This window comes from Streptomyces sp. AC558_RSS880 (assembly GCF_019049255.1).
Taxonomy (GTDB): Bacteria; Actinomycetota; Actinomycetes; order Streptomycetales; family Streptomycetaceae; genus Streptomyces.
In genome coordinates, this window is the sequence record NZ_JAGMUJ010000134.1 from 43,051 (window position 1) to 64,974 (window position 21,924).

Below are 21,924 nucleotides of genomic sequence, written 5' to 3' on the forward strand. Positions count from 1 at the left end.
AGTCCCTGTCACAGGCCCGTCCTGATCATCGCCCCGGACCACCAGGCAGAAGCGCGTCATCCGGATCGATGTCGGCATGTCCCTCAACCGACTGTGAGGTGCGCCGACTCCGAGGCGATGCGCAGCACTCCGGGAACACACACCCATCACCCCACGTGGAGACGCCGTGATCAAGAACTTCCGCACACTCACAAGCTGGGGCATCGCCGTGGCGGCCGCCGCCACGGCCACGATCGGCGCGACCACCGGTGGCCCTCCGAACCCGTCGCCGGCCGACTCGCAGGCCCGTCCGACGGCCGGTCAGGGGAAGGAAACGCAGACCGAGCCTCGGACGACAGAGCGCCGACGGATCGCCTCATCGGTTCTGGACAGGGACTTCAAGTTCACACTCACCGCTCTGAGGTCGCAGACCGACCCGCTCGCGGCATCCGTGCGCCTCCAGGTCTTCACCTTCAAGGACGGCGCGTGGAGAGAATCGGACCGTGCTCTGGTCGGCAAGGCGGATTCCTGGTTCTGGTTCCCGCTGACCGGCCGCCACGCGGTGTGCGAGTTCTCCACCTCCGGTACGGAGCCCGCGCCGGTTGCCGTCAGCATGCTGATCACGCCATCGATCGGCTGCTCACCGACCGAGAACTTCCGCATCGACAACGGGCAGATCGTCCCTGCCTGACAGCGGCCGACGGCTGCGATGCCGATCGTCCCTCTTCGACGGCACCGCCCTTTGCTGCGACCGGGCCGGTGATCCGCGCCGTCGCCACCTCAAGATCCATCACCACTGCTTCGACACCGGCGAGGCGATCCTGACGGGCGGCGGCCACGGCACCGTGACCGTGCCCGCCGCCTCTGTCACCCGGCGGGACCCGGCTCAACACCAGCGGCAAGGCGGTCGGGCGGTGCCTCGCCGAGTCCCGTCCGACGACGGTGTGAACTCAGCCGCCGCTCTTCCGCCGGAACGACCGCTGGCTCGCAGCCGGGCCGTGCGCGCCGCGGACCTTCGACGCGTCGGTGCTCGCAGCACGGGCCGCGGCCTGCGCCTGCTTGTCCCGCTTGCGTGCCAGGGCCTCCCGGAACTTGCCCTTCAGGTCGTACTGGCCGTCGTCGTCAGGCACCAGGGCGCCACTCTCGGTGCCGGCCGTCTCCGAACCTTCTTGCGACGGAGAATCTGCAGTCATCGTGACCTCCTGAGGTCGGGCAGTGAAAGCACAGCTTGTCATGCCGGACACCGCGCAGTCCGCCCGCGTCCGGCCGCGCCGCAGCCCGGCGTCCGTCGGCGGGTAAGGCGGCGGGGAGATCGTCACGTGCGCGGACGGCTGGGCAGGTCGGCGGATCCTCTCCCACCGGGTGCCCCCGGTGCTCCCTGTCGAAGGTCGACGTCAGCGTGCCGGGGCTGTCGATCGCCGCGGTCGTCCTCGCCCCGGAGCGGCAGCACCGGAAGAGCTCACGGAATCAGGAATTCCAGCTCGGGCCGGTCCCACGCCACCGCGGGTGGGCTCGCGGAGACGGTCCCGGTGGGCAGCGCGCCCACCCTGCGGTAGAACCCCTCGGCCGGGGGATGGGACACCACGCGGACACGGTCCAGCCCCGCCGCCCGCGCCCGGGCCCTCATGTGCTCGACGAGCAGCCGCCCGATGCCGCGGCCCTGCGCCCGGTCGGCGACGAAGAGCAGGTCCAGCTCCGGCGGCACGAGGACCAGCGAGTAGAAGCCGAGCACCCGGCCCGCGGGATCATCGGTGTCGACGGCCACGAAGACCTCATGGGCTTCGATGTAGTCGGGCCCGACACGGTAGCCTGCGACCATCGCCGCGTACCGGCCCTCATAGGCGCGCGAGCCGCGCACGAGCCGTGTGAGCTGCTTGGCGTCCCGGGCGACGGCCCGTCGTACGACGGCCCCACCACACACGGACGTAATGCTCGACTTCATGAGGAGAGTATTACGCATCCATTGCCCCGTGCACGGCGGCGCCCCGTCCACCGAGGACCCGTCCCCACCTGATCGACCCGCGAAGACCATCCCGCTTGGTCGACCGAATCGAACGCATCGGGGTCGACCTGTGGAGCGGCTGACCCGCTGAGAGGCCGGATGCCGGTCCGCAGGCGCCTCCGCGCCCAACACCCCGGTAGGTCGCGGCTCTCCCGGGTACTCGCCGCAGCGTGAAAGGAGGACCGATATGAGCACGGTCAAGGAAGCAGTGGAAGTCGAGGTCCCGGTCCACACCGCCTACAACCAGTGGACCCAGTTCGAGGAGTTCCCGAACTTCATGGAGGGGGTCGAGGAGATCACACAACTCGACGCCCGCCACAACCATTGGACCACCAAGATCGGCGGGGTGCGGCGGGAGTTCGACACCGAGATCGTCGACCAGCTCCCTGACGAGCGGATCACCTGGCGCACCACCAGCGGCGACGTCCAGCAGAAGGGCACGGTCCGCTTCCAGCGCGTGGACGACAGCCACACCCGGGTGGAACTCGTGATGGATGTCGAACCGAGCGGAGTCGCGGAGAAGACCGCGGACATGCTGGGGACGATCGACCGGCGCGTCAAAGGCGACATGCGGCGCTTCAAGGACTACATCGAGCGGCGGGGGGACGAGTCCGGGGCCTGGCGCGGCCGCATCACACCCGGCTGAGCGCCGTCGACCCGACGGCACCGCGGTGCGGGCGCCGGCCCCGCGTGCCGAGGGGCATCACGCGGGGCCGGAGGCCACCGTGATGCCCCCGGTCCCGTTCCCGGTCCCGTCTCCGGTGTCGGCTGCGGCTCGGACCTGCCGCAGCAACCGTTCCCGGGTGGCGTCGATCGACCACGACCGGTGACGTTCGTGCACCGTTTTCCATTTCACGGTCGGGCTACTTCCGTTCGACGAGCAGCGCCCGACGGATGGCACGGCGCTGCGCGGCGGTCGTGGCGCCCCAGATGCCCGCGTCCTCTCCGTGCGTGATGGCCCAGAGACGGCAGGCAAGCAGGACCGGGCAGCAGCGGCACACCGCGCGGGCCCTCATCACCTGCGGATCACGGTCCCGCTCGACCATCGGGAAGAACAGATCCGGGTCTTCGCCCACGCATGCGGCCTCGCGCCGCCATTCCCGTGCGGCACCGGGCGGGCCGGCGACGGCGTGGGAGAAGGGACGGTCGTCTGTCATGGCACACCTCCGCCTGCTGCCGGCCAAGCCGGCAGATGGCCACGGCACCAGAGCGCCGCAGGCCCGGCAGGGGTTGCACCGTCCACTGTACGCAGCAACCGGCGGGCAGGACAGGCAGCGCTCGTGCTGGGCGGAACCGTCCCTCGGTGCCGTGCTGTCGGATCTCGGGCCGGTGCGTGGGCAGCGGCCCGAGCGAGAGGGCGGCCCGCTACCCGGGCGCGCAGGCCGCGTTGTCGAGGTCCGGCATGTGAATCCGCGAGGTCCGGTGTGCGGGGGCCGTTCGCCCGGAGACCGACGGATAGGCTGGCGCCGTCAGTGAAGATCGCGGAAGGAAGACGCACATGGCGGACAGGGTGGAGAAGGCGGCGCGAAGTGTCTTCGAGCGCTACGACCTGGACGGTGACGGCTTGGTCACCGTAGAGGAGTACCGGCAGGTCGTGGCGGAACTGGAGGGCGCCGAGATCACCGAGTCGGAGGCCCGGGGAGTGATCGACGCACTCGACACCGACGGTGACCGCCGGATGTCCTTCGACGAGTTCTGGGCAGCCATGAACCGCTGACACCACCGCCCGGGCCCGGGCGGATTCGGGGCGTCCGTTCCCCGACCGCCCGGTCCCCCGGCGGGTGCGACAGTTGCTCGCCGGTCCGGTCCCCACAACCTCGAACGCACGGGGCCCTCACGGTCGGGCGGACGGTGCCCGTGGCTCGGGGTTCCGCGCCGAGGTGCGGGGCCGGTGACGGGTCCGCTTGCCGTGAGCGCCGTGCTCAGGCCGAGCGTACGAAGGCGGCGAACCGGTCGAGCGCCTCCTCGATGTCCTCCGGTCCGAGAGCGCTGCACGACAGGCGCAGACAGCGCAACGGTCCGGCGCCGGCTCCGCTCTCCGGCGCCGCCGCGTCGTAGAAGTGGTGCAGCGGCGTCCACAGCACACGGTGGTCGCGGGCCGAGCGCTCCAGCACCGCGTCGGTGACGTCGAACGGCACGTCGACGACGACGAAGAAACCGCCCTCGGGGCTGTTCCAACTCACCCCGGACGCCGACGGGTCGGGGAAGCGGCGGGCCAGCCCGTCGACGATCCGGTCGAGGCCCTCCCGGTACACCTCACTCTCCCGTTCGGTGGCGCGGACCAGGCTGCACCCGTGTTCCAGCAGCCTGCCCCCGGCCACGGCCTGGGCGATCGGCGAGGTGTTGACGGTGACCATGCTCTTGGCCCTGGCGAGCAGGTCCGCCAGGTACGGTCCCGACCCGACCGGTTGGTCGGCCACCGCGTAGCCGATCCGCACCCCCGGGAACACCGTCTTCGCCAGCGAACCGAGGTGGACGACGCGGCGTGCGGTGTCCAGCGCCTTCAGGGTCGGGAGGCGGTGCCCCCGGCGCGGGAAGAGGCCGTACGGGTTGTCCTCCAGGAGGAGGATGTCCTCCTGTTCCGCGAGGCCGAGGAGATCGTGGCGTACCGGCTCGGGCATCCGGATGCCCGAGGGGTTCGCGTGGTCGGGGACGACGTACAGGGCGCGCGGGCGCAGCCCGGCGGCGCGGGCCTCGCCGATGCGGCGCCGCAGGTCGTCCAGGTCGACGCCGTCCGGTCCCTCGGCGACCGGGTGCACCGGCAGGTCCAGGAGGCGTGCCGCCCCGGTGACGCCGACGTAGGCGGGCGTGACGGCCAGCAGCACGTCCCGGTCGTCGCGGCGCAGCAGCCGCAGGGTGAGGAACAGCGCCTCCTGGCAGCCCGTGGTGACGAGGACGGCCTCCGGGTCGACGTCGATGCCCTCGTCCACGGACAACTGGCGGGCGATCAGCTCGTGGATGATGCCCTTGGTGCGTCCGTACTGGAGCAGGGTGCGCCGGACCCGCTCCTCGCCGTACCCCTGTTCGGTGCGCAGGTGGTCGCTGAAGACCCGCAGCGCGCGGTGGACGTCCTCGACGTCGTAGAACCCCTCGTACGGTGTGCCGGCGGCGAGGGAGAGCGCGTCCGGGTGGCGGCCCGCGATCTCGTTGAGGAAGTTCATCGAGGAGAGCAGCGGGTCGCCCACCGAGGGGTGCAGCGCGGTGAGGTCGAGGCCGTCCGTGGCCGTGCTCGCCGTGGTCATCGCGGTTCCCCTCCCGGACCGACGACGGTGCGCAGCCGCGCCGCCGCGTCGAGGTCCGGGCAGCCGGCCAGCGCGAGGGCCGACTCCAGTTCCTCGCCGAGCAGGTGGAGGACCCTGAGCACGCCCTGGTGCCCGCCGGCCGCCAGGCCCCACAGCACGGGGCGGCCCAGCAGCACGCCGTCCGCGCCGAGGGCGAGGGCCTTCAGGACGTCCGTACCGTTGCGGACACCGCTGTCGAGGAGCACTTCGCACCGCCCCGCGACGGCCTCGGCCACGGCGGGCAGGGCGTCGAGCGCGGGCAGGGCGCCGTCGAGCTGGCGGCCGCCGTGGTTGGAGACCACCAGCGCGTCCGCACCGCAGGCCGCGGCGCGTTCGGCGTCGGCCGGGTCCAGCACGCCCTTGAGGATCAGCGGCAGCCGGGTGTGTTCGCGCAGCCAGTCCAGGTCGGCCCAGCTCAGGGACGGGTCGACGACGTTGGCGGTCTGCGCGGCGACCGCGCTCACGCCGCTGCTCGCGGTGCGCGGCACTCCGTCGGGGCGGGGACCGAAGTGCACGGGCGACACCCCGTCGGGCAGGGTGAAGGCGCCGCGCATGTCGGCCGCCCGGCGTCCCATCCTCGGTGTGTCGACGGTCAGCATCAGCGCGCGGCAGCCGGCCGCCTCCGCGCGCTCCAGCAGTTCCCCGGTGTGGCCGCGGTCGCGCAGCCAGTACAGCTGGAACCAGGTGGTGGCGCCGGTGGCGGTGATGTCCTCCACGGCGGTGCTGCTGAAGGTGCACGCGGTGAACGGGATGCCGGCGTCCCGGGCGGCGCGGGCGGAGGCCGGCTCGCCGTCCGGGTGCACGGCCCTCTGGTACGCCATCGGGGCCACGGCCACCGGGAGGGCGCTTTCCGTGCCGAGCAGGGTGCGGGTGGTGCCGACGGACGAGACGTCCGCGAGCACCCGGGGAACGAGGTGGAGCCGGTCGAACGCGGCGCGGTTGGCGCGGAGCGTGAGTTCCGCGCCCGCCGCCCCGCCGACGAAGCGCTCCACGGCGGCGGGCAGGACCGCCGCCGCCAGGGCCTCCGCGTCGGCGGGGGTGAGCAGGCCGGCGAGTGCCGGGTCGGTCATGTGGTCTCCCCGTCGGCGTGCGCGGCGGCCTCGTGCTCGGCCTTCTCCGCCTGTACGGCGTCGTACAGCGCGCGGACGTTGCCGCCGCCGAAGCTGTCCGCGCCGGCGCGCTCGATGATCTCGTAGAAGAGCGTGCGCTTGGGGTGGACGGTCCGGGTGAAGATCTGGAAGAGCTGGCCGCCGTGGTCCTCGTCGGCGAGGATGCGGCCCTTGCGCAGTTCGGCGATCGAGTGGCGGTTCAGCTGGAGGCGCTGCTCCAGCCGGTCGTAGTACGTGTCGGGGGTGCCGAGGAAGACGATGCCGCGCTCGAGCATCCGGTCGACGGTGCCGACGATGTCGGTGGTGGCGAAGGCCAGGTGGTGCACGCCGCCGCTGCCGTGCCGCTCCAGGAAGTCGCCGATGTGACCGGCGTCGTGCTCCGGGCTCGGGGCGAGGACGGTGAAGGTGAGGTCCCCGGCGGGGCTGCGGACGGCCTTGGAGTCCATGGCCTCGGTGCCCTGGACCATCAGCTCCTCGTACACGGACGCGTAGCCGAGGACCCGCTCGTAGTAGCCGGTGCTCTCGGCCAACCGGCCCATGGGGACGCTGACCGCCACGTGGTCGAGGACCGTCAGGCCCACCGGCGCCGGCTCCCCGGGGGCGGCGGACCCGGCCACCGGCTCGAAGCCGGGCAGCGGGACGGCCGTGTCCGTGTGGCCGGCGGGCCGCTGGACCAGGGTGTGGCGCACGTCGTCGAAGCCGGCGGCGATGACGGCGGTGACCCAGCCCTCCCGCTCGGCGGGCTCGGTGAGGGGTGTGGCGGAGCGGGAGACGGCGTCGGCGAAGGCCTCGCGGGCATCGCGGGCGATCAGCGCGATGTCGGCTATGCCGTCGCCGTGCCGGGCCACGTAGGCGGCGGCCGGGTGGCCGTCGTCGAGCGCCTGGGTCACCACGAGGACGATGTCGCCCTGGCGCAGCGCGAGGGAGCGGGAAGCGCCCTCGGGGCCGCCGCGTTCGGCGGTGGCGCACACCTGGAAGCCGTAGCCGTCGGTGAAGGCCGCCGCGGCGGCCTCGGCGTCGGTGACGTACAGCTCGACGTGGCCGACGCGCAGGGAGGTGGCGGGTGCGGTGTCTGTCATGTCGTTCTCCTCACGGGGCGTTCAGGGGCAGGGAGCGGGGACGCGGGGTGGTCACCGCTCGGCCATGGCGTCGACCAGGCTCTTGGGCCGCATGTCCGTCCAGTTCCTCTCGACGTGGTCGAGGCACTCCTGACGGCTCGCGGCCGGGAGGTCGACGGTCCAGCCGGCGGGGACGTCGGCGAAGACCGGCCAGAGGGAGTACTGCAGTTCGTCGTTGACGAGGACCAGGTACTGGGCGTCGTCGTTCTCGAAGGGGTTGGTCATGGGAGTGCTCCGTACGGGGGTGGGTGGGGTCGTTCGGACAGGGGTCAGGTGGTGTGGGGGCGGCCGGTGCCCTCCAGGCGCTCCGCGACGGCACGGCCGATCTCCGTGACGGGGCCGGGCAGGGTCATCTCGTGGTGGCCGCAGGCGACGGGGTGCGGGTCGAGGCGTCCGCCGACGTACGGCGTCCAGGACGCGGGGGCCGGCGCGTCCGTCCCCGGGTCCGGTTCGGCGGTGAACAGCAGGACGTCACCGTCGAAGTGGCGGGGGACGAACTCCCTTTGCAGCCGGGCGTGGCGGGCGGCGATGCCGGGCCACACCCGCAGCGTCCTCGGCGGGATGTCGGTGAGGGGCGCGCCCTCGCGCCGCAGGACCTCGCGGGCCGCCTCCGCGTCGACCGGGCCACCGTCCGGGAAGCCGGGCGCCTCGTGACCGAGGAACCGCAGCAGCCGGGCGAGGACGTCGCCGTCCGTCCGCTCCCGCGAGGGCGATGCGTCGGCCTCGGCACGCTCGACGGCGACGGCGGCGGTCGCGTCCGGCGGGTAGGCGTCGAGCAGGGCCAGCAGCGCGACCTCCTCCCCCGCCTCGCGCAGCCGCACCGCCATCTCGTGGGCCACCAGGCCGCCGAAGGACCAGCCCAGCAGGTGGTACGGCCCCTCCGGCTGGACCTCGCGGATCCGGGCCAGGTAGTCCTCGGCCATCTCGCCCACGGACGCGGGCGGTTCCTCGTCCCGGGCCAGCCCTCTGGCCTGGAGCCCGTACAGCGGCCGGTCCTCGCCGAGGGAGCGGAGCAGACCGGCGTACGGCCAGCTCAGCCCCGCCCACGGGTGGACGCAGAACAAGGGCGGCCTGGTGCCCGTGGCGCGTAGCGGCAGCAGGACCTCCAGGGCCCGCGTGGCCTCCTCGGCCCCGGTCCCGCGCCCGCCGCCGGAACGCAGCAGACGGGCCAGGGACTCGGGGGTGGGCGCGTCGAGCAGCGAGCGGATACCCAGGGCGGTACCGGAGCCGGTGGCCGAGCGGATGCGGCCCAGCAGCCGGACCGCGAGCAGCGAGTGCCCGCCCAGCTCGAAGAAGCTGTCCTCGGGGCCGACCCGGTCCACGCCGAGCACCTCGGCGAACAGCTCGCAGAGCAGCCGCTCCTCGGCGTCGCGCGGCGGGCGTCCGTCTCCGGGCGCGGTGAACGAGGGTTCGGGCAGCGCCCTGCGGTCCAGTTTGCCGTTCACGGTGAGGGGCAGGTCCGGCAGGGTGACGACGGCCGCGGGCACCATGTACTCCGGCAGGCGGTCCGCGACGTACCGCCGCAGCAGGGCCGGTTCGACGGACGCGGGGGCCGGGTCGGTGACGGCGGGCACGGCGTAGGCGATCAGCCGGGCCGTGCCCTGTCCGTCGGTCCGTACCACGACGGCGGCGCGGGCGATGCCGGGGTGGGCGCGCAGGACCGCCTCGACCTCGCCCGGCTCGATCCGTGCCCCGCGCACCTTGACCTGCTGGTCGGCGCGGCCCAGGTACTCCAGCGCGCCGTCGGCGCGCCATCGGGCCAGGTCGCCGGTGCGGTACATGCGGGCCCCGGCAGGCCCGAACGGGTCGGTGACGAAGCGTTCGGCGGTCAGCGCGGGCCTGCCGTGGTAGCCGCGTGCCAGCTGCACCCCGGCGAGGTACAGCTCGCCGGTGGCCCCCGGCGGCACCGGACGCAGCGCCGCGTCCAGGACGTACACCCGGGTGTTCCAGACCGGTCGGCCGATCGGTACGGGGCCCCGGGCGTCCGGCTCGCAGTCCCAGTGGGTGACGTCGACGGCCGCCTCCGTGGGGCCGTACAGGTTGTGCAGCGGCACCCCGGGCAGCACGGTGTGGAAGCGGGCCGCCAGGTCGGCGGGGAGTTCCTCGCCGCTGCACACCACCCGGCGCAGTCCGGTGCACCCGGCCGCGGCGGGCTCGTCGAGGAACGCGCCGAGCATCGACGGCACGAAGTGCGCCGTCGTCACGTGTTCGGCGCGTATCAGCTCCGCCAGGTAGGCCGGGTCGCGGTGCCCCTCGGGCCGGGCGACGACCAGGGCCGCGCCCGTGACGAGCGGCCAGAACAGCTCCCACACCGAGACGTCGAAGCCGGTCGGTGTCTTGTGCAGCACCCGGTCCCCGGCGGTGAGCCCGTACGCGTCCTGCATCCACAGCAGGCGGTTCACGACGGCCTCGTGCGAGACGGCGACGCCCTTGGGCCGGCCGGTGGAGCCGGAGGTGTGGATGACGTAGGCGGGGTGGCGCGGGTCGAGCGCGGTGTCCGTTCCAAAGGCGCGTGTCCCGCCTCCGGTGTCGGCGTCCACGACGAGGACGGGCGTGTCGCCGGCGGGCAGCGCGGACCGTGCCGCCACCGCCTCGGTGACCAGGATCCGGACCGGTGCGGTGTCCTCCAGCAGCAGGGCGACGCGCTCCGCCGGAAGGCCCGGGTCGACGGGGACGTACGCGGCGCCCGCCTCGAGTACCGCCAGGAGGGCGACGACCAGGTCGGCGGAGCGGGGCACGGCGACGGCGACACGGGTCTCCGGTCCCGCACCGGCCCGGCGCAGGCGCGCGGCGAGCGCGGAGGCGCGGGCGGCCAGCTCACCGTAGGTCAGCCGCCGCGTCCCGTGGACGACGGCCGGCGCGTCGGGTGTGCGGGCGGCCTGGGCGGCGAACAGTCCGGGGAGGGTGGCCGGCGCGACGGGCACCGCCGTGTCGTTCCACCGGGTGAGGACCCGTTCGCGTTCCTCGTCCCGGAGCACGTCGACGGCCGCCAGGCTCCGGCCGGGCTCCGTGGCGAACTCCCGCAGCAGCAGGCCCAGCCGGTCCGCCAGCGCGGTCACGGCCGCGTGGTCGAAGTGCGCGGGCTGGTGGCCGAGGCGCAGGGTGAGACTCCCGTCGGAGGGGTCCTGGGAGTCCTGGGACCCCTGAGTGACGATCAGGCTCAGCGGGTAGTGGGTGGCGTCCCGGCCCTTGACTCCGGTGAGCCGCGGCCCGGAGGTGTCCGCTCGCGGGGCGAACGCCTCCCGGTCGACCGGGTAGTTCTCGAAGACCACGAGGGTGTCGAAGAGCGCGGGGTGACCGGACAGCCGCGTGACCTCGCTCAGACCGAGGTGCTGGTGGCTCATCAGGGACGACTGGCCGGTCTGGAGTGCGGTGAGCGTCTGGAGGACGGTCGCCCGCGGGTCCAGCGCGACCCGGACGGGCAGCGTGTTGATGAAGAGGCCGACCATGGACTCGACCCCGGCGATCTCGGGCGGGCGGCCCGCGACCGTGGCGCCGAAGACGACGTCGTCACGGCCCGTCATGCGGGACAGCAGCACCGCCCAGGCACCCTGCACCAGGGTGTTGACCGTCAGGCCCGCCTCCCGGGCCAGCCGGTGCAGGGCCGCGACCGTGTCGGAGGGGACGTCCAGGGCGACGTGGCCGGGTTCGGCCGTGGACGCGCCGGCCGCCCCGGGGGCGAGCAGCGTCGGTTCGTCCAGCCCGGCCAGCTCGGCGGTCCAGGCGGCCCTGGCGGCCTCCCGGTCCTGGGCCGCGAGCCAGGCGAGGTAGTCGCCGTACGGGGTGACGGCGGGCAGTCCGGCCGTCCGGCCCCGCGCCGCGTACAGCGCGAACATCTCGCGGAGCAGCACGGGCACGGACCAGCCGTCGAGCAGGATGTGGTGCGGCGTCAGGACGAGGCTGTGGTGTTCCTCGTCGTGCTTGACCAGCGCGATCCTCAGCAGCGGGGGCCGCGCCAGGTCGAACCGCGCCGACCGCTCCTCCTCGGCGACGCGGTCGCGGCGGGCGGTGTGCTCCGTCGCCGGTGCGCCGGTCAGGTCCACGGTGCGCCAGGGCAGTCCGGGGTCTCGGACGACGACCTGGACGGGGGCGCCGGCGGCGTCGTGGACGAACCCGGCGCGCAGGTTGGCGTGCCGGCGCAGCAGCGCCGCCCACGCCTCGCGCAGGACCTCCTCGTCCAGAGGGCCTTCGAGGTCCAGTACGAGCTGGGCCGTGTAGACGTCGGTGTCCTGGGCGTCGTACAGCGCGTGGAACAGGAAGCCGTCCTGGAGCGGGGAGAGCGGGAGGACGTCCTCCAGGCCCGGGTGGGCGGCCTCCAGGGCCTCCACCTGTTCCTGGGTCAGGGACACGAGGGGGAAGTCGGACGGCGTGTGGCCACCGTTCTCCGCGCCCGTGCCCGCCAGGGTCTCCAAGGCCCGCAGCCACCGCTCGGCCAGCTCCCGCACCTCCGCCTCGTCGAGCAGCTCCCCCGCCCACGCGAACGTCGCCGACAGCACCGGGCCGTCCGGGCCGTCGACCGTGACGGCGTTGACGTCCAGGGTGTGTGCGAGCGGGGTGGCCGGATCGGCGTCGGGTCCGCCGGGCTGTGCGACCGGCGACCAGTCGGCACCGGACCGGGCGGCGGACACCGGTGTGCGTCCGAGGTAGTTGAAGCCGATCTGGGGCCGGGCGGAAGAGGCGAGCGCGGGCGCGGTGTCGGCGTTGAGGTGGCGGAGGAGGCCGTACCCCGCACCGTCGCCCGGAACCGCCCGCAGTTGCTCCTTGACCCGCTTCACCGCGTCCGCCGGATCGTCCCCGGAGGCGGTGACGTCGAGCCGTACGGGGTGGACACGGGTGAACCAGCCCACCGTGCGGGAGAGGTCCACGTCCGGCCGGTCGGTGTCGCGGCCGTGGCCCTCCAGGTCGACCAGCACACCGCCGTCGGCGTCCACGCCCCGCGCCTCGCGCCACTGGCGCACCGCGAGGGCCAGCGCACCCAGCAGCACGTCGTCGACGCCGCCGTGGAAGGCGGCCGGGACGGACGACAGCAGCGGACCCGTGTGCGCACCGGGCAGTGTCACCGTCAGCCGTCGTGCCGTGCCGGCGGTGTCGCGCGCGGGGTCCAGGGCCCGGCTGCCGAGCGTCGACTCACCGGCCCGCGACACCGTCCGCCAGTACGGAAGTCCGGAGGTCACCCGCGGGTCGTGCGCACGCTCGCGGAGCAGCCCCGCCCAGCGCCGGAACGACGTGCCCACCGGGTCCAGCCGCACCGGCTCACCCGCCGCCACCGACTCCCACGCCTGCCGCAGGTCCGGCAGCAGAATGCGCCACGACACACCGTCCACCGCGAAGTGGTGCACGGTCACCAACAGCCGGCCCGGCGTCTCCGCACCCGCGTCGAACCACACCACCTGCACCATCACGCCCGACTCCGGCGCCAGCCGCGCCACCGCGGCCCGCGCCTCGGCCACCACGTCGGCGTCGGCCGAGGACACCCGGCGCACGCACCGGCCGGCGTCCACCGACCCGCGCTCGCCCACCTCCGACGTCCAGTCCACGGACACCCGCAGCCGCAGTACGTCGTGGTGGTCCAGCAACGCCTGCACCGCCGCCGTCAGCCGCTCCTCCCCCAGCCCGGCCGGGACCCGGAGCAGCACCGACTGCTGGAAACCGGCTGCCGTGCCCCGCCACTCCCGCAGCCAGCGCATCACCGGAGTCGGCTCCACCGGACCCGTACCGTCGTCCTCGACGGCGTCCGCCGGTTCCTCGCCGACGGTGCCGCAGACCTCCGCGAGCGCGGCCGGCGTCCGGTGTTCGAAGACCTCGCGCGGGGTGAGGACCAGTCCGGCCCGCCGCGCCCGGCTGACCAGCTGGATCGACATGATGCTGTCCCCGCCCAGCGCGAAGAACCCGTCGTCCGCGCCGACCCGCTCGACGCCCAGCACCTCCGCGAACAGGGCGCAGAGGGTCCGCTCCGCGGGAGTGCGCGGTGCCCGTCCCGCACCCGCGGTGCCGGTGAAGTCGGGCACGGGCAGGGCCGCGCGGTCGAGCTTGGCGTTCGGGGTGAGCGGGAGCGCGTCGAGCAGGAGGACGCCGGAGGGGACCATGTACTCCGGCAGCCGTTCGGCGAGGTTCGCCCGGAGCATGGCGGGGTCGGGCGTGCGTCCCGGTTCGGGCACGACGTAGCCGACGAGGTGCTTGCCGCCGGAGGGGGCCTGCCGCACGAGGACCACGGCGTCGGCGACCTCGTCCTGTTCGCCCAGTACGCCCTCGATCTCGCCGAGTTCGATGCGGAAGCCGCGGATCTTCACCTGGTGGTCGGCCCGGCCGAGGAACTCCAGCACCCCGTCCGGCGTCCAGCGCACCAGGTCGCCCGTGCGGTACATACGGGTACCGGCCGGCCCGAACGGATCGGCGACGAAGCGCTCCGCGGTCAGCGCGTACCGGCGCGCGTAGCCACGGGCCAGCGCGTCACCGGCGATGTACAGCTCGCCCACCGCACCGGGCGGCACCGGCCGCAGCCGGCCGTCGAGCGCGTAGGCCCGCATGCCGTCGCGGGCGCGGCCGATGGGCACGTTGCCCGGCACCCGGGCCGCGTCGCGCATGGCGTGCTGGGTCGCGAACAGGGTGATCTCGGTCGGGCCGTAGATGTCGGTGACGACCGTGTCCGGGCACGCGTTCAGGACGCGCCGCACGGACGCCGACGAGACCACGTCGCCGCCGGTCAGCACCTCGCGGACGCCCGCCAGACAGCCGGGGTCCTCCTCCGCCACCACGCGGAAGAGTCCGGCGGTCAGCAGCAGCGAGGTCACACCGTGTGTGCGCAGAGCACGGGCGATGGTGGGGACGTCGAGGTCACCGGGCGGTGCGACGACGACCTCCCCGCCGCCGAGCAGGGGCATCCACAGCTCGTAGGTGGACGGGTCGAAGCCGTACGGCGAGTGCAGCAGCACCCGGTGCGGGCGCGCGTCGGCACGGGAGGCCTCGGCGTCGGCGTTCCAGCGGCGGTCGGTGGCCAGGCTCACCACTCCGCGATGGGTGATCTCCACGCCCTTCGGCTCGCCGGTGGAGCCGGAGGTGAACATCACGTAGGCGGCGCTGTCCGGCAGGACGCGCGGGACGGGGGTCCGTACGGGGGTCTCCGTCCCCTCCGGACGGTCGTCGTCGCCGGCCACGACCTCGTGCTCGATCCCGGGCAGCCCGCCTGCGGCCGTGCTGCCGTCCGTGACCACGACACGGCATCCCGCCAGCCGTGTCATCGAGGCGAGCCGGGCCCTGGGCAGCTTCCCGTCGAGGGGCACGTAGACCGCTCCGGCCTTCAGCACGCCGAGGACCGCCGTCACGACCTCCGGCGAGCGCTCCATCAGCAGCGCGACCCGCTCCTCGGGGCCGACGCCGAGAGCCGTCAGCCGCGCCGCGAGCCGGTCCGCCCGCTCGTCGAGTCCGCGGTACGTCCGCACGCCGCCGTCCCAGCGGACGGCCACGGCCTCCGGCGTGCGCGCCACCTGGGCGGCGAACGCCTCGACGGCGCTCGTCCCCGGCCTCACCGAGTCCGCGTCGGCGTCGTTCCAGTCGGCGAGGATGCGGTGCCGCTCCTCGGCGGTGAGAACCTCGACGGTGCCGGACGGGCGGGCGGGGTCGTCGGCGAGCGTCCGCAGCAGTGCGGTGAACCGGCCGGCGAGCGTGCGCGCGGCCTCCTCGGTGAGGAGGTGCGGCATGTAGTGGAGCCGCAGCCACAGTTCGTCGTCGCGGAGTCCGGCGGCGAGGGTCACCGGGTAATGGGTCGCGTCGTGCACCTTCGAGCCGCTGACGGCGAGACCCAGGGACGGGACGGACGCTTCGGCGACCGGGTAGTTCTCGAAGACGACGAGGGTGTCGAAGAGCTGCGGCAGACCGGACAGCCTGTTGATCCGGCTCAGCCCGACGTGCTGGTGGGCCAGCAGCTTCGACTGGGCGGTCTGGAGGCGCAGCAGGAAGTCGGCCAGCCGCTCGGCCGGATCGAGGACGACCCGGACCGGGAGGGTGTTGATGAACAGACCCGCCATGGACTCGATGCCGGGTATCTCGGGCGGCCGGCCGGAGACCGTCGTACCGAAGACCACGTCGTCGCGGCCGGTCAGCCGGGACAGCAGCAGGGCCCAGGCGCCCTGCACCAGGGTGTTGACCGTCAGGCCCCGCTCCCGCGCCAGCCGGCGCAGCGCCGTCACGGTCGGCGCGGGGAGCTCCGCGCCGATCCTGGCGGGGACGTCCGGTGCCCCGGCGGTGACGGTCGAGGCGTCCGGGACCAGCAGGGTCGGCTCCTCCACCCCGTCGAGCGCGTCCGCCCAGGCCCGCTCGGCCGCCTGTCCGTCCTGGGCGGCGAGCCAGGCGAGGTAGTCGCCGTACGGGGTCGGCGGCGGCAGTTCCGTGCCGGCGCCGTCGGCGTACAGGGTGAAGAGTTCCTTCGCCAGGACGGGGACCGACCAGCCGTCGAGCAGGATGTGATGGTTCGTCAGGACGAGACGGTGGCGGGTGTCGCTCAGGCGGAGGAGGGTGAGGCGCATGAGCGGTGCCCGCGCCGGGTCGAGGCGCTTCGCGCGCTCCTCGGCGGCGACCCGGCCGGCTTCCGCCTCCGCGTCCGCCTCGGGCAGGGCCCGCAGGTCGACGGTGCGCCAGGGGAGTCCGGGGTCGCGGACGATCACCTGGACGGGGACGTCGGCGGTGTCGGGTACGAACGCGGCCCGCAGGTTGGCGTGCCGGCGCAGCAGCGCCGTCCACGCCTCGCGCAGGACCGCCTCGTCGAGCCGCCCCTCCAGGTCGAGTTCCACCTGGGCGGTGTAGACGTCGGTGCCCTCGTGGTCGTAGTGGGCGTGGAAGAGCAGGCCCTCCTGGAGCGGGGAGAGCGGGAGGACGTCCTCCAGGCCGGGGTACGCGGCTTCGAGGGCCTCCACCTGTTCCTGGGTGAGGGCGGGTACGAGGGGGAAGTCGGACGGCGTGTGGCCACCGGCCCCGGCGTCCGTGCCCGCCAGGGCCTCCAGCGCCCGCAGCCACCGCTCGGCCAGCTCCCGCACCTCCGCCTCGTCGAGCAGACCGCCCGCCCACGCGAACGTCGCCGACAGCACCGGGCCCTCGGGGCCGTCCTTCGCGATGGCGTTGATCTCGAGCGCGTGCGGCAGTGCCGTCACCGGGCCGTCGAGTCCGCCCGGCCGGTCGAGCGGAGTCCAGTCGGCCGAGGACACGGAGACCGTGCGGCCCAGGTAGTTGAAGCCGATCTGCGGCTCCGCGAGGGCCGCGAGGGCGGGCGCGGTCCCGGCGTTGAGGTGGCGCAGCAGGCCGTACCCGAAGCCGTCGCCGGGAACCGCCCGCAGCTGCTCCTTGACCCGCTTCACCGCGTCCGCGGGGTCGTCCCCGGAGGCGGTGACGTCGAGCCGTACGGGGTGGACACGGGTGAACCAGCCCACCGTGCGGGAGAGATCCGCGTCCGCGCCGACGCGGTCGGTGTCGCGGCCGTGGCCCTCCAGGTCGACCAGCACACCGCCGTCGGCGTCCACGCCCCGCGCCTCGCGCCACTGGCGCACGGCGAGGGCCAGCGCACCCAGCAGCACGTCGTCGACGCCGCCGTGGAAGGCGGCCGGAACGGACGACAGCAGCGGACCCGTGTGCGCACCGGGCAGTGTCACCGTCAGGTGCCGGGCGGTGGCGGTGGTGTCCTGCGACCGGTCCAGCGGGCGACGGCCGAGCGGGGGCTCGCCGGTGGCCGGCATCCCTGTCCAGAACGGGAGTTCCGCCAGCAGCGCCGGGTCCTGCGCCCGCTCGCCGAGCAGCCCCGCCCAGCGCCGGAACGACGTGCCCACCGGGTCCAGCCGCACCGGCTCACCCGCCGCCACCGACTCCCACGCCTGCCGCAGGTCCGGCAGCAGAATGCGCCACGACACACCGTCCACAGCGAAGTGGTGCACGGTCACCAACAGCCGGCCCGGGGCCTCCGCGCCCGCGTCGAACCACACCACCTGCACCATCACGCCCGACTCCGGCGCCAGCCGCGCCACCGCGGCCCGCGCCTCGGCCGCCACGTCGGCGTCGGCCGAGGACACCCGGCGCACGCACCGGCCGGCGTCCACCGACCCGCGCTCGCCCACCTCCAGCGTCCCGTCCGCGTCCGCGGGAACCTTCAGCCGCAGCGCGTCGTGGTGGTCCAGCAACGCCTGTACCGCCGCCGTCAGCCGCTCCTCCCCCAGCCCGGCCGGCACCCGCAGGAACACCGACTGCTGGAAGCCCTCGACCGTGCCCCGCCACTCCCGCAGCCAGCGCATCACCGGAGTCGGCTCCACCGGACCCGTGCCGTCGTCCTCCGCCCGGACGGCGGGGCCGTCGACGTCGCGGCACACGTGGGCCAGTGCGGCGGGACTCTGCTGCTCGAAGACGTCGCGCGGGGTGAGGACCAGGCCGGCCCGCCGCGCCCGGCTGACCAGCTGGATCGACATGATGCTGTCCCCGCCCATCGCGAAGAACCCGTCGTCCGCGCCGACCCGCTCGACGCCCAGCACCTCCGCGAACAGGGCGCAGAGCAGTGCCTCCCGCTCCGTGCGGGGCTCCCTGCCCCTGCCCGCCTCCTCCGGGTGCGGCACCGGCAGGGCGGCGCGGTCCAGCTTTCCGTGCCGGGTCAGGGGGAGCTCGTCCAGGACGAGCAGGGTGCCCGGGATCGCGTACTCCGGGAGCCGTTCCGCGGCCAGGGCCCTCAGACGTCCGGTGTCGAGGACGCGGCCCGGTTCGGGCACGACGTAGCCGGTGAGGTGTTTGGCCCCGGAGGGCGCCCGGTGCACCAGGACGACGGCGTCCGCCACACCGTCCTGTTCGCCGAGGACCGCCTCGGTCTCGCCGAGTTCGATGCGGAAGCCGCGGATCTTGACCTGCTGGTCGGCGCGGCCGAGGAACTCCAGCACCCCGTCCGGGGTCCAGCGCACCAGATCGCCCGTGCGGTACATGCGCGTACCGGCCGGACCGAACGGGTCGGCGACGAACCGTTCGGCGGTCTGCGCGAACCAGTTCAGGTAGCCGCGTGCCAGCGCGTCACCGGCGATGTACAGCTCGCCCGGCGCGCCGGGCGGCACCGGCCGCAGCCGGCCGTCGAGCACGTAGGCCCGCATGCCGTCGCGGGCCCGGCCGATCGGCACGGTCGACGGGACCGCGCTCCGGTCCTCCATGGTGTGGGCGGTGGCGTACACGGTGATCTCGGTCGGACCGTACGCGTCGGTGACGACGGTGCCGGGGCAGTGTTCCAGCACCCGGCGCACGGTGGCGGCCGTGACGACGTCGCCGCCGACCATCACCTCACGGACGTCGGCGAGGCAGCCCGGGTCCTCCTCGGCCACGACGCGGAAGAGTCCGGCCGTCAGCAGGAGCAGGGTCACGCCGTGCTCGCGGACCGCCCGCGCGATGGCCGCCACGTCCGGGTCGCCGGGCGGGGCCACCACGACCTCCCCGCCGTTCAGCAGCGGGGTCCACAGCTCGCAGGTGGAGGGGTCGAAGCCGTACGGCGAGTGCAGCAGCGTGCGGATCGGGCGGTCGGGGGCGAACGCGGTCCCGGCCCTCCAGTGGCGGTCCGTGGCCAGGCTCACCACACCGCGGTGGGTGGCCGTCACGCCCTTCGGCTCGCCCGTGGAGCCGGACGTGAACATCACGTAGGCGGCGTTGTCCGGGTGGGGGCGCGCGTCGGGGCGTACGGTTCCCCCGGTCTGCCGCGGGTCCTCGTCGGTCACCGTGACGAAGCGGTCGGCCCGGGGCAGCAGGGCGGGTGCCGTGTCGCGGTGGGAGTCGTCCGTGACGACGACCGACGCCCCGGTCTGCCGCAGCATCGTGTCCAGCCTGGCCGGGGGCAGGTCGGGGGCGAGGGGCACGTAGGCCGCCCCGGTCTTCAGCACGCCGAGGATCGCCGTCACGACCTCCGGCGAGCGGTCCATCAGCAGGGCGACCCGGTCCTCCGGGCCGACACCGAGGGCCACCAGCCGCGCCGCGAGCCGGCCCGCCCGCTCGTCGAGTCCGCGGTACGTCCGTGCTCCGCCGTCCCAGCGGACGGCCGTGGCTTGCGGCGTACGCGCCACCTGCGCCGCGAACGCCTCGACGAGGCTCGTCGCGGGCCTTCCCGGGTCCGCGACACCGTCGGCGTCGGCGTCGTTCCAGTCGGTGAGGATGCGGTGCCGCTCCTCGGCGGTGAGGACGTCGACCGTACCGGCGGTCCGGTGGGGCTCGTCCACGAACGTCCGCAGTACCCGGACGAACCGGTCGGCGATCACGCGGGCCTCTTCGTCCCCGAACGCGGCGGGCGCGTACTCGATGCGCAGGGACAGTCCCCGCTCGTGCGGTGCGGCCATCAGCATGAGCCGGTAGTGGGCCGCCTCACGGGTCTGCGCGCGGGTGAGGGTGAGGGACGTGCCGGTGAGGGCCGTGGCCTTCTCGTCGACCGGGTAGTTCTCGTAGACCATGGCCGAGTCGAAGAGGCGCGGCACTCCGGCCAGGCGGTGGATGTCGCTCAGGCCCAGGTACTGATGGTCCATCAGCTCAGCCTGCTCGCCCTGGAGTGCGCGCAGCAGTTCCTCGAGGGTCCGGTCCTGGTCCAGCCGCGCCCTGACGGGCAGGGTGTTGATGAACAGGCCCGCCATGGTCTCGATGCCGGGCACCTCCGGCGGCCGGCCGGACACCGTCGTGCCGAAGACCACGTCGTCACGGCCGGTCAGCCGGGACAGCAGCAGCGCCCAGGCGCCCTGGAGGACGGTGTTGACGGTGAGCCCGCGGGACCTGGCCCAGGTGACGAGGCGGGTGGCGAGGCCCTCGGGGAGCTCGGGGTGCACCTGTCCGGGGCGCGCGGCCGACGCCATCCGGTCGGAGGCGGCGGGGGCGACGAGCGTGGGCTCGTCCACCCCGTCCAGGGCCCGGGCCCAGGCGGCGTGCGCCTCGTCACGGTCCTGCGCGGCCAGCCAGCGCAGGTAGTCGCCGTAGGGGGCGACCCGGGGCAGCGTGGCCGCCGGTCCCCCGGCCGCGTACAGGGCGAACAGGTCCCGGGCCAGGACGGGCACCGACCAGCCGTCCAGCAGGAGGTGATGGTGTGTCAGGACCAGCCGGTGGCGCTTGTCGCCGAGGCGGAGCAGCGCGGCCCGCAACAGGGGCGGGCGCGCCGGGTCGAAGCGCTCGGCGAGCTCCGCGTCCGCGATCCGGTCGCTCTCCGCGGCCTGCTCGGTGTCGGGCAGGCCGCTCAGGTCGGCCGTGCGCCACGGGAGTCCGGGATCGCGGGCGATCACCTGGACGGGGGTGTCCGTGACGTCGTGGACGAACGCGGCCCGCAGGTTGGCGTGCCGGGCCAGCAGCGCCGTACAGGCGGCCCTGAGCGCGTCCGCGTCGAGCGGGCCTTCGAGGTCCAGGCAGAGCTGCGGGGTGTAGACGTCGCTCTCGCCGCCGTCGTAGACGGCGTGGAAGAGCAGGCCCTCCTGGAGCGGGGAGAGCGGGAGGACGTCCTCCAGGCCGGGGTACGCGGCTTCGAGGGCCTCCACCTGCTCCTGGGTGAGGGCCGGTACGAGGGGGAAGTCGGACGGCGTGTGGCCACCGGCCCCGGCGTCCGTGCCCGCCAGGGCCTCCAGCGCCCGCAGCCACCGCTCGGCCAGCTCCCGCACCTCCGCCTCGTCGAGCAGACCGCCCGCCCACGCGAACGTCGCCGACAGCACCGGGCCCTCCGCGCCGTCGACCGCGACCGCGTTGACGTCGAGCGCGTGCAGCAGCGGGGTGGCCGGATCGGTTCCGGCGCCCAGTCCGTGCGCGTCGTCGGCCACCGTCCAGTCGCCGTTCTCCGACGTGGACAACGACGCGGTCGTACGGCCGAGGTAGTTGAAGCCGATCTGCGGCCGGACGCAGTGCATGAGGAGCGGGGCCGTCTGCGGGTTGAGGTGGCGCAGCAGGCCGTGGCCGGAGCCCCGGCCCGGCACCCGGCCGAGCTGCTCCTTGGCCTGCTTGGCCGCGTCCGCGGGGTCGTCGCCCGTGACGTCGAGCCGTACGGGGTGGACACGGGTGAACCAGCCCACCGTGCGGGAGAGGTCCACGTCCGGCCGGTCGGTGTCGCGGCCGTGGCCCTCCAGGTCGACCAGCACACCGCCGTCGGCGTCCACGCCCCGCGCCTCGCGCCACTGGCGCACCGCGAGGGCCAGCGCACCCAGCAGCACGTCGTCGACGCCGCCGTGGAAGGCGGCCGGAACGGACGACAGCAACGGACCCGTGTGCGCACCGGGCAGTGTCACCGTCAGCTGCCGCGCCGTGCCCACCGTGTCCTGTACGGGGTTCAGCGGGCGGGAACCGAGCGGTGGCTCCGGGGCCGCGAACGTCTCGGTCCAGTAGGGGAGTTCCGCCAGCAGCGCCGGGTCCTGCGCCCGCTCGCCGAGCAGCCCCGCCCAGCGCCGGAACGACGTGCCCACCGGGTCCAGCCGCACCGGCTC

At 74.2% G+C, this 21,924-nt stretch carries 11 protein-coding genes; 3 read left to right on the forward strand and 8 right to left on the reverse strand.

The window, feature by feature from the left end; all coding sequences use genetic code 11:
* Positions 1 to 208 precede the first annotated feature (208 nt).
* Positions 209 to 670 carry a hypothetical protein gene (locus KUM38_RS32450; RefSeq protein ID WP_374227113.1) on the forward strand — a complete coding sequence of 154 codons (462 nt, stop codon included), beginning with the start codon at positions 209 to 211 and terminating at the stop codon, positions 668 to 670.
* Positions 671 to 929: 259 nt separating this feature from the next.
* Here KUM38_RS32450 and KUM38_RS32455 read toward each other — a convergent pair whose 3' ends face one another.
* Together KUM38_RS32455 and KUM38_RS32460 are read right to left on the reverse strand one after the other, a co-directional pair.
* Entirely contained in the window at positions 930 to 1,172 is a 243-nt protein-coding gene (locus KUM38_RS32455; protein WP_217134782.1) for a DUF5302 domain-containing protein, read from the reverse strand.
* 266 nt (positions 1,173 to 1,438) lie between these two features.
* Positions 1,439 to 1,921 (reverse strand): GNAT family N-acetyltransferase, encoded by a 483-nt coding sequence (locus KUM38_RS32460; RefSeq protein WP_254398097.1) that lies wholly within the window; start codon positions 1,919 to 1,921, stop codon positions 1,439 to 1,441.
* A gap of 247 nt (positions 1,922 to 2,168) precedes the next feature.
* Between KUM38_RS32460 and KUM38_RS32465 the strand changes: the two genes are divergently transcribed.
* Positions 2,169 to 2,627, forward strand: a complete 459-nt coding sequence (locus KUM38_RS32465) for an SRPBCC family protein (RefSeq protein WP_217134785.1) — start codon at positions 2,169 to 2,171, stop codon at positions 2,625 to 2,627.
* A gap of 217 nt (positions 2,628 to 2,844) precedes the next feature.
* On the opposite strand, the gene KUM38_RS32470 is transcribed toward KUM38_RS32465, so the two are convergent.
* Entirely contained in the window at positions 2,845 to 3,138 is a 294-nt protein-coding gene (locus KUM38_RS32470; protein WP_217134786.1) for a WhiB family transcriptional regulator, read from the reverse strand.
* Between the two features lie 341 nt (positions 3,139 to 3,479).
* Between KUM38_RS32470 and KUM38_RS32475 the strand changes: the two genes are divergently transcribed.
* Positions 3,480 to 3,698, forward strand: a complete 219-nt coding sequence (locus KUM38_RS32475; RefSeq protein WP_217134787.1) for an EF-hand domain-containing protein — start codon at positions 3,480 to 3,482, stop codon at positions 3,696 to 3,698.
* Positions 3,699 to 3,903: 205 nt separating this feature from the next.
* On the opposite strand, the gene KUM38_RS32480 is transcribed toward KUM38_RS32475, so the two are convergent.
* Genes KUM38_RS32480 through KUM38_RS32500 form a run of 5 tightly spaced genes read right to left on the reverse strand, consistent with a single transcriptional unit; the run spans position 3,904 to position 21,918 of the window.
* On the reverse strand, positions 3,904 to 5,223 hold the full coding sequence (locus KUM38_RS32480) for a PLP-dependent aminotransferase family protein (protein WP_217134788.1): 1,320 nt from the start codon (positions 5,221 to 5,223) through the stop codon (positions 3,904 to 3,906).
* A complete protein-coding gene (locus KUM38_RS32485) occupies positions 5,220 to 6,332 on the reverse strand; it encodes an alpha-hydroxy acid oxidase (protein WP_217134790.1) in 1,113 nt (370 codons plus the stop codon). The genes KUM38_RS32480 and KUM38_RS32485 overlap by 4 nt, the downstream gene beginning before the upstream one ends.
* Positions 6,329 to 7,450 carry a 4-hydroxyphenylpyruvate dioxygenase gene (hppD, locus tag KUM38_RS32490; RefSeq protein WP_217134792.1) on the reverse strand — a complete coding sequence of 374 codons (1,122 nt, stop codon included), beginning with the start codon at positions 7,448 to 7,450 and terminating at the stop codon, positions 6,329 to 6,331. Before hppD ends, KUM38_RS32485 begins: the two co-directional genes overlap by 4 nt.
* A gap of 51 nt (positions 7,451 to 7,501) precedes the next feature.
* On the reverse strand, positions 7,502 to 7,714 hold the full coding sequence (locus KUM38_RS32495) for an MbtH family protein (RefSeq protein ID WP_217134794.1): 213 nt from the start codon (positions 7,712 to 7,714) through the stop codon (positions 7,502 to 7,504).
* Positions 7,715 to 7,758: 44 nt separating this feature from the next.
* A complete protein-coding gene (locus tag KUM38_RS32500; protein WP_217134796.1) occupies positions 7,759 to 21,918 on the reverse strand; it encodes a non-ribosomal peptide synthetase in 14,160 nt (4,719 codons plus the stop codon).
* Between the last annotated feature and the right edge of the window lie 6 nt (positions 21,919 to 21,924).

What these genes read in the sequence shown, in the direction of transcription:
- KUM38_RS32495 (WP_217134794.1), bottom strand. Translation starts at nt 7,714, where the DNA reads ATGACCAACCCCTTCGAGAACGACGACGCCCAGTACCTGGTCCTCGTC.
- KUM38_RS32475 (WP_217134787.1), top strand. Translation starts at nt 3,480, where the DNA reads ATGGCGGACAGGGTGGAGAAGGCGGCGCGAAGTGTCTTCGAGCGCTAC.
- KUM38_RS32470 (WP_217134786.1), bottom strand. Translation starts at nt 3,138, where the DNA reads ATGACAGACGACCGTCCCTTCTCCCACGCCGTCGCCGGCCCGCCCGGT.
- KUM38_RS32485 (WP_217134790.1), bottom strand. Translation starts at nt 6,332, where the DNA reads ATGACCGACCCGGCACTCGCCGGCCTGCTCACCCCCGCCGACGCGGAG.
- KUM38_RS32455 (WP_217134782.1), bottom strand. Translation starts at nt 1,172, where the DNA reads ATGACTGCAGATTCTCCGTCGCAAGAAGGTTCGGAGACGGCCGGCACC.
- KUM38_RS32465 (WP_217134785.1), top strand. Translation starts at nt 2,169, where the DNA reads ATGAGCACGGTCAAGGAAGCAGTGGAAGTCGAGGTCCCGGTCCACACC.
- KUM38_RS32480 (WP_217134788.1), bottom strand. Translation starts at nt 5,223, where the DNA reads ATGACCACGGCGAGCACGGCCACGGACGGCCTCGACCTCACCGCGCTG.
- KUM38_RS32460 (WP_254398097.1), bottom strand. Translation starts at nt 1,921, where the DNA reads ATGAAGTCGAGCATTACGTCCGTGTGTGGTGGGGCCGTCGTACGACGG.
- hppD (WP_217134792.1), bottom strand. Translation starts at nt 7,450, where the DNA reads ATGACAGACACCGCACCCGCCACCTCCCTGCGCGTCGGCCACGTCGAG.